This is a genomic window from Bacillus toyonensis BCT-7112 (assembly GCF_000496285.1).
GTDB classification, from domain to species: domain Bacteria; phylum Bacillota; class Bacilli; order Bacillales; family Bacillaceae_G; genus Bacillus_A; species Bacillus_A toyonensis.
This window is the reverse complement of sequence record NC_022781.1, coordinates 4,816,793-4,830,259: the sequence shown is the minus strand read 5'-3', so window position 1 is coordinate 4,830,259 and position 13,467 is coordinate 4,816,793. Positions and strand designations below refer to the sequence as shown.

Sequence of the window (13,467 nt, the reverse complement as noted above, 5' to 3'; positions counted from 1 at the left end):
TTTTACCACTGATTGCCAGCCAATAAATTTTGGTACAAAATAATATTAATACATAAAAAAAGACATTTCCGATTTTTGAAAATGTCTTTTTGCATCTTAATAAAACAACTTTGGTTCTAAATCTTTATTTTGTAATTGTGGATTTTCACTGTTCATAACGCAACTTGTGGAAAATAATATTGGGATATCACAAACATCATCCTGCATTACATCACGAAACACATTTGCAGCAACACCTGTAAACGTTTGACATAGATTTGAAATATCATCATTAAAAAATTGAATCACTTCCGCTTTAAAAACTGGAAATACAACATTCACTCCACCAGGGAACTGAGGTTGTACCACAACTTGTTCAAAATAAGGATTATTCTCTAACGCTACTTGAAATAAATGCGCAATTTCAAATGCATCTAGTGGACAAGGAAATGGATTTACAATTTCATTTTCATTATTCGTTACAATAACCGTTACACTTACATTTCCAAATTGTACAGAAGATTTTAGAAGCGTTGCTAATGCTCTCGCTTTTTCATTACTTAACGCATGCACTAAAATAATATAATTCCCGCCAACCGGAATAAGTGGCCCCACTGTAACTGTTGGATCAGCACCAATTGAATTTCTTAGTTCATTAAAATGTGTGATCCACGGTGGTGAAAGCTGTGGCTGAGCTTGTACATTTTCTTGCATTCTTTTATTACCTCCTCATACTATTCTTACTACCGTAATATGTATCAGGACATAAAATGCATTAGATAATCAAATCATTTTTCATATTATATTAATTATACATTTCATAGAGTATTCTCCGCTTTTCCCCACATGTTTATGTACTTATACGACAATGAGGTTCTATATTATAATCAACTTAACAAAGATTTCATATTATATAAATACACCTTAATAATCATTTAAATCAAAAGGTGAAGCACATATAATGTGGAATATTAGGAGCTGATTTCATGAAAAAAGAACCTATCGTGTTCAAAGTTCCACCGAATTCAAAACTAAAAGTTACATTTTTCGGTCCTTGTAACGAAGTAATTACAAATGTTTCTATAATTAATCAACTACTCACCCCTAAATGCCAAACTATCACGCAATATCCAACCTTTAAGAAATATGTAACTGAAGTACGATCATTATCCCATTGTTAGTCCCCATCATGCACGATTTTCACAACTTTGTTACCTAGATTATTTCGAAAGAAAACAACTACATCCCTAAACTAAAATTACTCATTTCATGATATTCCATTGATAATTTATTGATTCTTTACACATTTTCATTAAACACGCATATATTATCCTATGGAGATTATCCACTCATAAAACCTATCTTTCTTTTGAGCATACTTTTTATGTATGCTCTTTTTTTATATCCATCGTGTGGATTCGACAATAACCTTCTATATATTATACTCTCACTATTACCATTCATTTCTCTTCTATTATATCTAATTCATAAAACACTCATATAATAAACGAAATTAAATCTGATTGCTTATATATTTTAGAAAAACAATAAAAAGCCCACACTATTTAGTGAGGGTCTTAACAAACTTTCTATAAAACATCTACTTATCAGCTCCATTCAATTGGAGAAGGAAACCTTGCCGCTTCAAAATGAACAGTATTTAAACCATTAACGTTTTGTACAATAACGCCATCAATACTACTCTCTGCGAAAATTTCAACTACATCCCCTGCTTCTAATTGAAGAATAGAAGTGACTGAAACATCATTATTAAAAAATACCCCTGTCCCAAAGTAATCATTATCTATAGCTATTGCTGTATTTCCATTTACACGAATTTCTACTCTAGCTCTGTAATTCACATTAATATCATTTGGTGAGAATGTTATATTCCCTAATACACTATACACCCCTCTAGTCTTAGGCATAAAAGTGGATGTTACTGGATTATATTCATTTGCTAAATCAAATTGTTCATTTTGAAATAACACTTTAACAGACGTATTTGCCAGAATAGGTTGATTAACTGTATTCACAGCTCTAAATGCCGACGCTCTTACAAGCTCCTCTTTCTTATTACCACAACAATTTACTTTTACATACTTCCCATCACATTGACTACTTTTCCTATAACAATCATGACTCTTCTTTTTGTACTCGTTACAATACTTACAGTAATAATAAGACGTAGTAAGTCCCCCTTTAAATTTATTATTACATACTATGCAAAATTGATTAGAAAAGCTTGGATGAGCTGTTACTATTATTAATAAAGAAATGAATCCCCACCTGTTTGGTGAGGATCTATTATTAAACTTCTATTCATTTTTAAATTACCTACTTTATTTAGTAGGAGACGGAAATCTTGCCGCTTCAAAGTGCGAACCATCTTCTAAGGGGCTTAAAACACCATCTATACTACTTTGTGCATAAATCTCAACTATATCTCCTGCATTCAATTGAATGATTGTTGAAACACTTACAACATTTCCAAAACCTATTGGACCAAAAAAGTCATTATCTATAGCTATTGCTGCATTTCCATTCACACGAATTTCTACACGAGCTCTATAATTTAAATTTGTATCGTTTGGAAAGAAACCAATCGTTCCAATAATAGAATATACGCCTTTCGTCTTCGGCATAAAAATAGACGTTGCTGGATTATACTCATTTGCTAAATCAAATTGTTCATTTTGGAATAACACTTTCACAAAAGTATTAGCAGGAACATTTTGATTTACAGTATTTCTAGCTCTAAATGTTGATGCCCTAACAAGGTTATCCTTGTTGGCATGACACTTACTAGTGTTATTACGACAATCATGTTGCTTCTTTTTATAATCCTTACAATACTTACAGTAGTAATAACAAGACATACTCGTTCCCCTTTCAAGCTTATTACTACATATTATGCAAGATTGATTAGAGAGGTTTGGACTAGCTATTCTTATTTTTAAAAGGGTGCTTTTTACTTGCACCCTTTTGTATTCATTTTATTCCTCTATATTTATAAATTGAATACTGTTCCATATGGAATTGAAGTAAAAGCAATTCCATATGGTGTAAAATGTTGCGTTGGGTAAAAATACTCCATTGAGGAATAATACGGTTGTATACCTTGCTGCATTTGCATTTGTTGTTGCATTTGCAATGCTTGTTGAACAGCTTGAACTGTACTTTGTGCCCCGCTATACGTTATAGCCGTACCATACGCTGGTCGTATGCCAACTTGAGAATCCACATATGAATAAAACATTAATTTCAACTCACTTCCGAATAAGTTATTACAAAGTATGTTATGTATAATTATTTCAGTGAGTGCTAAGAGCTAGTCTACTAGCCTTTAGCACGTTTTTCATTTTAAACGTTTCTATTTCCCTCCTAATTTCCTATTTCACTTCCAAGCTTCATCTGCTAATAATACTTTAACTATTAAAGGTGATTTTATGATCCAAAAATAAATGTACCTCAAATAAAAAACTATATGTGGCTAGCTCTATCAGCCCTCCTTATATAGGTGAACTTACAACCTTTTTCATACATTCTTAATTTATTAGTATTTGTGAATGAAAAGTCACTTCATATATTTTGGAGGGACTTTTCATTCACGATTTTCCGATAATTCCTTAACAAAATAAAAAAGTAGCTTTTAGGCTACTTTAAATTGCTTTTATCCCCAAGAGAAATGATATATATATTCTCCCGTTACACTTTCATTAATCCCAGTAATCCTTACAAATCGCATTAAGTCTGCTCCTTGAAGAAAATACATCGTAAGTGTAACTGGTACCTGTGACCACATAAATTGATAAAGCTCGTTCACTCTCTGCTTTGTTGAAACAGTTACATCATATACAGGACCATTATTCCACGCAGAAGTTTGAACTGCAGTGAACGGAAGGTCTTTCCCATTTACCACTATTCTTGCCACACTTTGAGTTATGTCCACAACAATCTCCTCCGCTATTCCAAAATTAGACCTGTTTCCATACTCATATTCTTATAAATATTCGTAGCTTTAATAAATGCTTGAGGAAAACCTCTATTCAAATTAATTTATTTTATAAAATAAAAAAGCAGCCTACTCATCATACGAGTAGGCCTCTTTTTTTCGCTTTACATAGGCTTATTTGTATTTACATAGTATGTTTACTTAACAGTATATGCCCAGCCTTTACGGTCAAGATAATCAGTGAATGCTTTTAATTGAGTATCGCTAGTTGGATCAGTTACAGGATAAACATAGCCATCACTTCTAAGAATTAAGTTACCTGTCATCTTAACTGAGTTTAAAGCACTTACTAATTCAGCCAAGTTTTCTTTACCTATTCCACCAACTTCGACAATATTACGTTTTTGAGGTGGTTGGCTACCTCCACCAGATTGTCCAGTTAAAGCAAAAACGATTGAATTAGCGATTTTATCAACATCCCATTTTGCCATGTCGGAATCATTATCAATGAATCCTAATTCGATAAGAATAGCTGGTGCTTTAGTCCCATTCAATACTGCTAAATCTTTACGTTGTTTCGCACCACGATCACGCCATCCAATATCTTTTGCTAGTTGAGCTGAAATTTTAGATGCTAGTTCATTCTGATCATAATACAGCACTTCAACACCCTGCCCAGTCCCATCACTTGCATTAAGGTGAAAAGCAATAGCTAAATCTACAACATGTGAATTACTATTACGAATAATATTATTTAAATTTTGAGCTTGAGTGCTTCCTACTTCGTCCGTATCATCATAGACTGTGTGTCCTAAAGCTTTTAACTTGGCCGCAACCGCATCTTTAACTTGACGATCCAAAACATGCTCTTTCCGATTTCCCCAGTTAGCCCCTTGTACAATACTATTGTGTCCTCCATGTAAACTATAACGCGCCATTACTCAACATCTCCTTTTTTATTAGTATATTCAGAGATTTCCTCATGGTCTGTCCATATACCTAAGTCCATACCAAGTGCAGACAAATAAGGCGCCAATTCATCTAAAATCTTTTCGCATACCGAATTTAATATAATAAAATTCAAGTAAAGAAAAAACCGCAACCCATTTTTTCAGTTACGGAATCTTTTTTGTATTTTCTTTTGAAAAATTCATTATGAATCACTCTCACTTTCTAATTATCTAGTCCATTTAGTTTTAATGTCACTCTATTAACGATACTTCCCCATAAATATCTAAAGAAATTTCTAATCATGCCATCCCAGCTACTTGCAAAAAATGAAGAAAAAGCTTATAAAGAAAAGTGAGGTTCCTGATATTCGTTTCCATGATTTAAGGCATACCCATGCAACATTAATGTTGAAACAAGGTATTCACCCGAAGATTGTCAGTGAACGATTAGGACATAAAAGAGTAGGCATCACATTAGACACCTACTCACATGTTGTACCAGGCCTACAAGAAAAAGCAGTCGAAGATTTTGCAAACAATCTATTTCAAAAACACTAATGTTTGCAAAATGTTTGCAATTACGGATTTTGCATAAAAATACTAGCTTATCCGTGTGACATTGAGAGGAGTCAAAAACATGAGAGAAATCAAGTCTGACAAGGAATTCAAGGACATCATCGCAAGTGAGGAGCCAGTAGTTGTTAAGTTCTTTACTACATGGTGCCCAGATTGTGTACGCATGGACAACTTTATCGGAGAGGTAATGGAAGAGTTCAATAAGTTTGAATGGTATTCTATTAATAAAGATGAGTTCCCAAGTATCGCTGAAGAGTATCAAGTAATGGGTATTCCAAGTTTACTTGTATATCAAAATGGCGAGAAGCTAGGCCACTTACATAGTGCTAATGCAAAAACTGAAGAGCAAGTTACTGAGTTTTTAGAAGCATACTAAGATGAAAATCCTCTGAAAAATATTTTTCAGAGGATTTTCATCTTTTTTCACAATTATTGTCGTAGCTCTTTCTTCATGACCAATGTACATAATTACACTCCTTTCCCCCTTCATCCCCTAAGTATAGATGTATACGTTCGTATCACCACTTTCATATGTAATTAATATATCGTATTGTGGTATTTCGCCACTTTCCTTTTGTTTTTTCATTTCAATCCAAAAATTATGAACCCCATTGATTATTTGTTTGTTTTCTATGTTCATTACATATCTTTCATTTAATCCACCGTATCCTTTACATGTAGATATTGATCATTTAGAAATATAATACTTCTTCACAATTTCATCATTTGATGAATTACATCCAGTCATTATTAGAAAAATACATAGTAAGAAAAGCATTCGTTTCTACATCCACCTACCATCGTATCCCTTTCATTGTGAATGATTCCCAATTATATTCATACCCTCACTTTGTACTTTTCAACATATTTTTCCTTAACGAAACATTGTTACCCCCTACTTAAAAAGCTATAAAGTGTCAACAATGTTTGTATAGACCCACACGAGTTTCATTTGATACTCTATGTATAGAAAGAAATTCCTTTAAAGAAAGGTGCGTGATTAAAATGGATACTCTTTCTCATAAAGAAGCTGATAAAGGTGCTATTGTCAGCATTATGGCCTACATATTTTTATCCTCTATGAAAATTATCATCAGTTATATTACCCTCTCTAGCGCATTACGTGCTGACGGTTTGAATAACTTAACGGATATTGGTGCCTCTTTAGCAATATTAATCGGTTTAAAAATTTCTCGTAAACCTCGAGATCCAGATCATCCATATGGGCATTCGCGTGCAGAACAAATAGCTTCGCTTGTTGCTTCTTTCATTATGGCAACGGTCGGATTAGAAGTTGTTATTAGTGCCATTCAATCATTTTTAAATCCGAAACAAGTTGCGCCCAATGTACTTGCTGCATGGGTAGCTTTATTTTCTGCTGTCGTTATGTACTGTGTATTTAGGTATACGAAAAAGATTGCAATTCGAACAAAGAGTAAATCATTAGAAGCTGCCGCAAAGGATAATTTATCAGATGCGCTCGTAAGTATTGGTACAGTTGTAGGCATTGTCGGCTCACAGTTCCAAATGCCTATTTTAGATCCTATTGCCGCTCTAATTGTCGGCCTTATTATTTGTAAAACTGCATGGGAAATTTTCGTAGAAGCTTCTCATATGCTAACAGATGGCATTGATCCTAATAAAATGGAAGAATATGCTGATGCTATTGAGCATATTTCTGGTGTGGAAAACATTGTAGATATTCGAGCGCGTATGTACGGGAATCAAACGTACGTTGATATTACAATCGAGGTAGACGCTCGTATGGATGTTGGAGAAAGTCACTGTATTACTGACAACATCGAAGCCATGCTTCGAAAAAAATTCGGAATTTACCATGCCCACATTCATGTTGAACCAATGGAAAAAGAACCTATTATGACATAGGTTCTTTTTTTATAAACGCTTTATGAAATATAACACATAAAACGAGCCAGCTACCGCCAGCTGCCCATCCTGCTAATATGTCAGATGGAAAATGCACGCCAAGATATATTCGGCTAACTGAAATAGATAATACAACAAAGCTTGCTATAAGAATAATCAACAGTTTTTTATGCAATGAAATACGCTCTTCAGTAATTGTGACGTATGCAATAAATCCTAAAAAAGCAGTAGCATTCATCGTATGACCGCTCGGAAAACTATATCCAGTTGCAGTAACAAGCTGCGTTACATCAGGTCTTGCCCGTTCATACCATAGTTTAAGCATACTGTTTAAATAACGAGATCCGTAGTAATTAATTGTTAGAAGTAATGCACTAAGCAACTTTTTTCTAACGAGAAAATACATTACAAGAATAATGAGTAACGGAAAATATATTCTTTTGGAACCGATAAAGGACACCCAAGTAAAATAGGTTGTCAAATAATCGTTTCGAAAACTTTGAATAAAGTGTGCAACTATATTGTCAAATTTCTCAATACAAGCGGTATGATACGAAAGTGATAGTGCGACAAAACAAATGAGTAGAGTAAAGCTTAACAAGTATAAATGTCGATATCGTTTCACATACATAACCTCACTATGCAAAAAAATGGAGCGGTTGTTTTAGTTTTCCTCTCCATTTCTTTTTTATGCATAGTTTATTAAAAAATATAATTGTTAATTTTTTGCTGCATCGTTGGGATATCTTCATTCGTTACTGTAAAGCGAATAACCTTCTCATCCAGATCAAGTGCTTCTGCAAATAAACCTGCCAATCCACGTGATTTTCTATCTACTTCCATAATGATTTCTAACCGATCGTGGGAACTTGGCAAGATTAATAATTCTAATTCATCTAATTTCCCATAATACTGTCCTGAAACAGGAATAAACTCAAACTCTTGTGCGAATGGTACTTGCTTACGTAATCGATATGGTAATTCTTCGCATTCTATATGACGCGCTTTAAAACCTAATTGATTTACACTCTCTAATACACTGTTCAATAGTGCATTTGGCAACACTTGAATGTAATCACGGTCACTTGGATCAATACTATTTTTAATATCAAGGCCTGTATGAACCCAAACCGTTTTCATTCCAAGTGTTAGTGGTGCTTCAATTGGCATCTTAAATGAAAATGGAATTTCTTTCTTTTCATTTGGCTCTACAGAAAATGGATCTGTTAAACGAACTCGCTCTAAGTCAAACGTTGCTGTTACTTTTTTATCATCCACTTCTCTTACATATGATGTAGATAACGTTAAGTAAATGCTTTCAATTCGTTGGCTAACTGATCCCCCAGTTATACGAACCTTCCCTACTATCGTTTCTCCAACTACATACTCCTCTTTTTCAAGAACAGTATCTACTTTTGCACTACCAATGCCAACACTCGCTAAAAACTTTTGAAACATGGAGTCTCCATCCTTTCTAAAGCAAAAGCTATATCTTTTTTTAAATCTTGTACATTCTCATAGTACGGTGTTTTTATTTGTAACATTCGCATCAATATTTCACGATTATCATTTTTCAAAGTTAACTCTTCATACCATGGCTTTTCATGTTTTTCAATAGATTCATATCCTGCATATAATAAAAATAACGAGAAATGGCCAAGCGCATAAAAATCGCTACGAAAGTGAACTTCTCGCATCAAAGCTTGTTCACCTTCATACGTTGTAGCTCGCTCATCATCCTCACCTTTATATTTAGCTAATCCAAAATCAATAATACTAATTTGATTTTCTTTCATTAATATGTTCGGAATACGTAAATCTCGGTGAATAATACCTTTACTATGAAAAACTGAAACAATTCCTAATATTTCATATAAAATTTCAAAAACTTCACGTTCTTTATATACACGCCCATCTGAGAAAATATAATCTTCAAAATTTTCACCAGGCATATATTCCATCACAAAAAAGCTTTTTTTCTCCCATAAGAACTGATCATAGAAACTAGGAATTGCTTGATGATTCAATGTTTGTAAAATCATTTTCTCTTGCTCAAATGATTTTCTACCAGACTCATATCTTTGTTTACTTTGTCTTAACTGTTTTAAGACTTTATATCTATTTATTTGTAAATCATTAACGACATATGTAACCCCATAACTGCCCATTCCAATTACTGATTCAATTTTATAACGTTCTGCTACAATTGTATTTTTTCGCAGTGGTCTATCAAATAAAGCTAGTACACGATGCCATTTCATCAGCTACTTGAAAAGAAGCTACGGCTTTTACGTTTTCTTTTATAATGTTGGTGTCCATAACCAGATGAACGTCGCTTATAGTCACTACTTGAATAAGAGCGCCCTCTATGACGATAATCACTACTCGAATACGAACGATTTTTTTTCTTTCCTAATAAAGAATCAATAATTTTTTTGAACATCCCTTCACCTCTTTAGTAAAATTTTCTCTTAATTATACCAATAATTTATAAGCACATTTGTGACAAGTTTGTAAAGAGTAAAAAACGACGAGTTTAGCCCGCCGTTACTTTCAATCTTCCTCTTCATCAAAAACTTCGTCAATCATGCATTTCTCTAATAAATACTCGAATGTAATATCTGCGAGATCTTCAATTTCCTCTCGCTTTGGGACGTATCCCCTTTCAATTAGTTGCTCATAAAAAAACTCCGCAATCTCTTCCGTATCAATTACGACTTCAATTTCCTTCATGAGCATCACTCCTTTATTTCTGTTTTATGAAAAAATCTCAAAATTATGTATATGAGATTAGAAAAATAGTTTTTCTTTTTTTATAGGTCATATCATTTGGACGAGGTGCATACGATGGTAGTACAAGCTATCCAAAAGGGGGAAATAATAATGGAATACCAATACGAAGTAGAACAAACAAAAGAAGAGTTCATGCATGAAGATCAATGGGCAGACTCTCTTATTAAATGGCTTTTTATTTTTTTAATAATTGTAGGCATACCTTATACTGCATATGTTGTTGTTCAATTTATTCTCTCTGTCTAGTTAACTATTTTTTCTCTGTCAATTTAACTAAATAATTATGAACAACATCCATAACAATTTTATATTCTTCATCTTTAAATGTATCAAATAACAATTGATAATCGTTATAAATATCAAGTAACCCATCTATGATTTCTTGACGATTTGTCTTAACACTCACTTTTTTCGAGTTGTTAATTGACTTTAATTTTCCTAAATCCAATTTATTCATGCCGGCTTTATCTTGTTTCATTTTCTTCAAAATTGCATTTGCCGTTTGAGCATTGGCAAGTAAAGTTAAATCTGATTCATCCGCTTCTAACCATTCACCATCCGTAATTCGTGATAACTCATATATCGTATCTTCCCATGCGTCATTTTTGTATCTCCATACCTCTGTACGAAAACCAACAATACGGAAAACATCTTTATCATATCCAGTCACTTGCACGAGATCACCAAAGGTGAAATTATAATTTAATTCAATCCACTCCGTATCGCCCTTTTTCATTTCTTGCTCTGTAACGTGCTGCAATGTTTGTTCTACATAAAATCCATCGTGATTATTGACTTCGTATACATAAACCCCATCTAAAACTTTCATATTTGTGATTTTACCAACGGTTCCATATAGCGTAATCACGACTATGTCCCCTACGTTGTATTTAGGTTGTTTTTTTCTTGCCATCTCTATCTCTCCTTTTTTTGACGTCGTGATTTTGATAACAGTATATGCAACCTACTTAAAAACGCTTATCACAGAAGCTTATATTCATAAATTTTTTCGATAAAAAAATATCACTACATAAAATTTATGTGAAACGCAAAAAAAGCTAGTAAATAGACTAGCTTTAAATCAAGACATTTCATATAAAAAAACATACAGAATACTTCACTTTCAAGAAGTAATGTATTCTGTATGTTTTCAAATCGTTTTTATCCTTCTTGTATGTATAAATCCCACGCTTCATCAAATATAGACATACTTTCTAGCATTCCACTTAACTCTAAGTATGAACTAATTTCATCATAGTCTTCAGATTGCTTCGGAAAACTTAAATCATCATACATTGCCTCTGCTAAATCTGAAATTTCATTTCTAAATAAAGCTGCGCGATGCTTCATCATATAATGGTAAAATGTCTTTTTCAAAAATATTCCCTGCCTTTCTAACTTGGGTACATTATACAAGGCAAAAAAGAAAAAAACCAGCATAAAAGCTGGTTAAAAGTCGAAATAATTTCTTTTTAATAGTCTTGGTCTTCCCATTAACTCTTCATATGTTAGTTGTTTTGGCAAATCTTTCGTATAAATTAAAAACAACTGATCTTCAATTTCTTTTACAGTATGGTCTGCTTGATAGTCCATTCCACATGAGGAACAAGAAATACATGGTGTCTTTTGGATTTCAATGGCTTTCGTACCATCTGGTAGTTCCCAATACACAGTATTCAAGCTTTCTTTCGCTTCTGTACTGTCACACCACATACAATTCATACTGCATCACCCTCAGTTTTTTTGTCGTTTTCTTCTAATTTAGCCATTTGCGATTGATATTTTTTATCTTTTAATTGGTCTCGCTTATCACGTTTATCTTTTAAAGATGCATGCGTATCATTATCTTCATAGTCTTTACGACGATTCATACGCTGTAAATCATCTGGAACAAGGTTAAATTTCTTATCGCTCATAAGACCTGCAATACCAACATCTGAACGTTTTTCTTCATAGTTCGGATAAATTTCTTTAAAGTAACCTTCAGCTCTTCCTGGAATGTAGCTCTCTGGTTCTGGATACGTCGTAATAACCCCTTCAAAGTTACGAAGTACAACTTTATCCGCACTTTGTGAAATTAAATAGTTTGGCTGAAGCGCAATTTTTCCGCCTCCGCCCGGTGCATCCACAACGAATGTCGGTACTGCATAGCCAGAAGTATGTCCACGTAAGCCTTCAATAATTTCAAGACCTTTAGAAACTGGTGCACGGAAATGTCCAATACCTTCAGATAAGTCACATTGGTAAATATAATATGGACGTACACGGATTTTTACTAAGTCATGCATTAGCTTTTTCATAATTGGAACGCTATCGTTAATACCTGCTAAAATTACCGCTTGGTTTCCAATTGGAACACCCGCGTTCGCTAGCATTTCACATGCTTTTTTCGATTCCTCTGTAATTTCAATAGAAGTGTTGAAATGTGTATTTAACCATACTGGATGGTACTTTTTAATAATGTTACATAAGTTTTCTGTAATACGTTGCGGAAATACTACTGGTGCTCTCGTTCCGATACGAATAATTTCAACATGCGGAATCTCTCGTAAATTTTTTAATACGTATTCTAAAATTTTATCATTAATTAGAAGACCGTCACCACCAGAGATTAAAACGTCACGTACTTGTGGTGTTTCACTAATATAAGCAATCGCATCGTCTAATTGTTTCTTCGGTACACCCATTCCAATTTGTCCACTAAAACGACGGCGTGTACAGTAACGACAATACATAGAACATTGATTCGTTACTAAGAATAATACGCGGTCAGGATAACGATGTGTTAGCCCTGGAACTGGTGAATCTTCATCTTCATGAAGTGGATCTTCTAAATCATATTTCGTTTTATATAACTCTTCCGAGATCGGTACAGATTGCATCCGAATCGGACAGCGTGGGTCATCAGGATTCATTAGCCAAGCATAATACGGTGTAATATTTAACGGGATCGTTTTCGTTGAAATTTTAACGCCCTCTTCTTCTTCAGGTGTTAAGTTAATCACTTTCCTTAAGTCATCTAACGTTTTGATCGTATTCGTTAATTGCCAAACCCAATCATTCCATTGCTCTTCAGTAACATCTTTCCATAATTCGATATCCTTCCAGTGACGATTTGGTTTGTATACATCATGTAACATTGCTATTCCCCCTTTTTATACGCTCATCCTTTATATAAGCAATTGTTATGCCAACTTCATATTCTTGATAAGTAAATGTGCGAAATACCCTACTATATAGGAGAAAAAATATTTTCAAGTGCAGTAATAACAGAATATTAACTATCATATTCATTACCTTTTATATATGTAAACGTTCTTTTATTGG

At 33.6% G+C, this 13,467-nt stretch carries 19 protein-coding genes and 1 pseudogene; 5 read left to right on the top strand and 15 right to left on the bottom strand.

Going from position 1 to position 13,467, the window contains the following annotated elements; all coding sequences use genetic code 11:
• Positions 1–96: 96 nt before the first annotated feature.
• On the bottom strand, positions 97–693 hold the full coding sequence (locus tag BTOYO_RS24660; RefSeq protein ID WP_001157702.1) for a hypothetical protein: 597 nt from the start codon (positions 691–693) through the stop codon (positions 97–99).
• A gap of 272 nt (positions 694–965) precedes the next feature.
• On the opposite strand from BTOYO_RS24660, the gene BTOYO_RS24655 reads away from it, so the two are divergent.
• Positions 966–1,160: a hypothetical protein gene (locus BTOYO_RS24655; RefSeq protein ID WP_000712073.1), complete on the top strand. Its 195-nt coding sequence runs from the start codon at positions 966–968 to the stop codon at positions 1,158–1,160.
• A 426-nt stretch (positions 1,161–1,586) separates the two neighbouring features.
• On the opposite strand, the gene BTOYO_RS24650 is transcribed toward BTOYO_RS24655, so the two are convergent.
• From BTOYO_RS24650 to BTOYO_RS24630, 5 genes are all read right to left on the bottom strand, one after another.
• Entirely contained in the window at positions 1,587–2,204 is a 618-nt protein-coding gene (locus BTOYO_RS24650) for a hypothetical protein (RefSeq protein WP_080001228.1), read from the bottom strand.
• Between the two features lie 117 nt (positions 2,205–2,321).
• The gene (locus tag BTOYO_RS24645) at positions 2,322–2,858 is read right to left on the bottom strand and encodes a hypothetical protein (RefSeq protein WP_001278085.1); all 537 of its coding nucleotides are present in this window, start codon (positions 2,856–2,858) and stop codon (positions 2,322–2,324) included.
• Positions 2,859–2,989: 131 nt separating this feature from the next.
• Positions 2,990–3,238: a DUF3947 family protein gene (locus tag BTOYO_RS24640; protein ID WP_000500114.1), complete on the bottom strand. Its 249-nt coding sequence runs from the start codon at positions 3,236–3,238 to the stop codon at positions 2,990–2,992.
• Between the two features lie 414 nt (positions 3,239–3,652).
• On the bottom strand, positions 3,653–3,931 hold the full coding sequence (locus BTOYO_RS24635; RefSeq protein ID WP_002093762.1) for a hypothetical protein: 279 nt from the start codon (positions 3,929–3,931) through the stop codon (positions 3,653–3,655).
• A 200-nt stretch (positions 3,932–4,131) separates the two neighbouring features.
• Positions 4,132–4,872 (bottom strand): N-acetylmuramoyl-L-alanine amidase, encoded by a 741-nt coding sequence (locus BTOYO_RS24630; RefSeq protein ID WP_000135303.1) that lies wholly within the window; start codon positions 4,870–4,872, stop codon positions 4,132–4,134.
• 339 nt (positions 4,873–5,211) lie between these two features.
• Between BTOYO_RS24630 and BTOYO_RS24625 the strand changes: the two are divergent.
• The 3 genes and pseudogenes from BTOYO_RS24625 to BTOYO_RS24615 form a co-directional block, all read left to right on the top strand.
• Positions 5,212–5,442: pseudogene (locus tag BTOYO_RS24625) on the top strand (tyrosine-type recombinase/integrase); the annotation flags it as partial.
• A gap of 79 nt (positions 5,443–5,521) precedes the next feature.
• Positions 5,522–5,836, top strand: coding sequence for a thioredoxin family protein (locus BTOYO_RS24620; protein WP_001206935.1), 315 nt, complete (start codon positions 5,522–5,524; stop codon positions 5,834–5,836).
• A 629-nt stretch (positions 5,837–6,465) separates the two neighbouring features.
• A complete protein-coding gene (locus tag BTOYO_RS24615) occupies positions 6,466–7,347 on the top strand; it encodes a cation diffusion facilitator family transporter (RefSeq protein WP_000380390.1) in 882 nt (293 codons plus the stop codon).
• Here the strand turns inward: BTOYO_RS24615 and BTOYO_RS24610 are convergent.
• The 5 genes from BTOYO_RS24610 to BTOYO_RS24590 form a co-directional block, all read right to left on the bottom strand.
• On the bottom strand, positions 7,337–7,972 hold the full coding sequence (locus BTOYO_RS24610) for a phosphatase PAP2 family protein (protein WP_002093763.1): 636 nt from the start codon (positions 7,970–7,972) through the stop codon (positions 7,337–7,339). The genes BTOYO_RS24615 and BTOYO_RS24610 overlap by 11 nt on opposite strands.
• A 77-nt stretch (positions 7,973–8,049) precedes the next feature.
• Positions 8,050–8,805: a sporulation protein gene (locus BTOYO_RS24605; RefSeq protein WP_000486641.1), complete on the bottom strand. Its 756-nt coding sequence runs from the start codon at positions 8,803–8,805 to the stop codon at positions 8,050–8,052.
• Positions 8,787–9,608 (bottom strand): serine/threonine protein kinase, encoded by an 822-nt coding sequence (locus BTOYO_RS24600; RefSeq protein WP_000871042.1) that lies wholly within the window; start codon positions 9,606–9,608, stop codon positions 8,787–8,789. The genes BTOYO_RS24605 and BTOYO_RS24600 overlap by 19 nt, the downstream gene beginning before the upstream one ends.
• Complete coding sequence (locus tag BTOYO_RS24595; protein ID WP_000473369.1) at positions 9,608–9,790, bottom strand: hypothetical protein; 183 nt, start codon at positions 9,788–9,790, stop codon at positions 9,608–9,610. Before BTOYO_RS24595 ends, BTOYO_RS24600 begins: the two co-directional genes overlap by 1 nt.
• Positions 9,791–9,900: 110 nt before the next feature.
• Positions 9,901–10,080 (bottom strand): YozD family protein, encoded by a 180-nt coding sequence (locus BTOYO_RS24590; protein ID WP_000658452.1) that lies wholly within the window; start codon positions 10,078–10,080, stop codon positions 9,901–9,903.
• Positions 10,081–10,230: 150 nt separating this feature from the next.
• Between BTOYO_RS24590 and BTOYO_RS27100 the strand changes: the two genes are divergently transcribed.
• Positions 10,231–10,386 (top strand): DUF3930 family protein, encoded by a 156-nt coding sequence (locus BTOYO_RS27100; protein WP_000456536.1) that lies wholly within the window; start codon positions 10,231–10,233, stop codon positions 10,384–10,386.
• Positions 10,387–10,390: 4 nt separating this feature from the next.
• On the opposite strand, the gene BTOYO_RS24585 is transcribed toward BTOYO_RS27100, so the two are convergent.
• The 4 genes from BTOYO_RS24585 to kamA all read right to left on the bottom strand — a co-directional run bounded on the left by BTOYO_RS24585 (position 10,391) and on the right by kamA (position 13,280).
• The gene (locus tag BTOYO_RS24585) at positions 10,391–11,053 is read right to left on the bottom strand and encodes a hypothetical protein (RefSeq protein WP_000101503.1); all 663 of its coding nucleotides are present in this window, start codon (positions 11,051–11,053) and stop codon (positions 10,391–10,393) included.
• A gap of 248 nt (positions 11,054–11,301) precedes the next feature.
• Positions 11,302–11,517, bottom strand: coding sequence for a YozE family protein (locus BTOYO_RS24580; protein WP_000750718.1), 216 nt, complete (start codon positions 11,515–11,517; stop codon positions 11,302–11,304).
• A gap of 72 nt (positions 11,518–11,589) precedes the next feature.
• Positions 11,590–11,862 carry a YokU family protein gene (locus BTOYO_RS24575; protein WP_000995765.1) on the bottom strand — a complete coding sequence of 91 codons (273 nt, stop codon included), beginning with the start codon at positions 11,860–11,862 and terminating at the stop codon, positions 11,590–11,592.
• A complete protein-coding gene (gene kamA, locus BTOYO_RS24570; protein WP_000902144.1) occupies positions 11,859–13,280 on the bottom strand; it encodes a lysine 2,3-aminomutase in 1,422 nt (473 codons plus the stop codon). The genes BTOYO_RS24575 and kamA overlap by 4 nt, the downstream gene beginning before the upstream one ends.
• Positions 13,281–13,467: the final 187 nt, after the last annotated feature.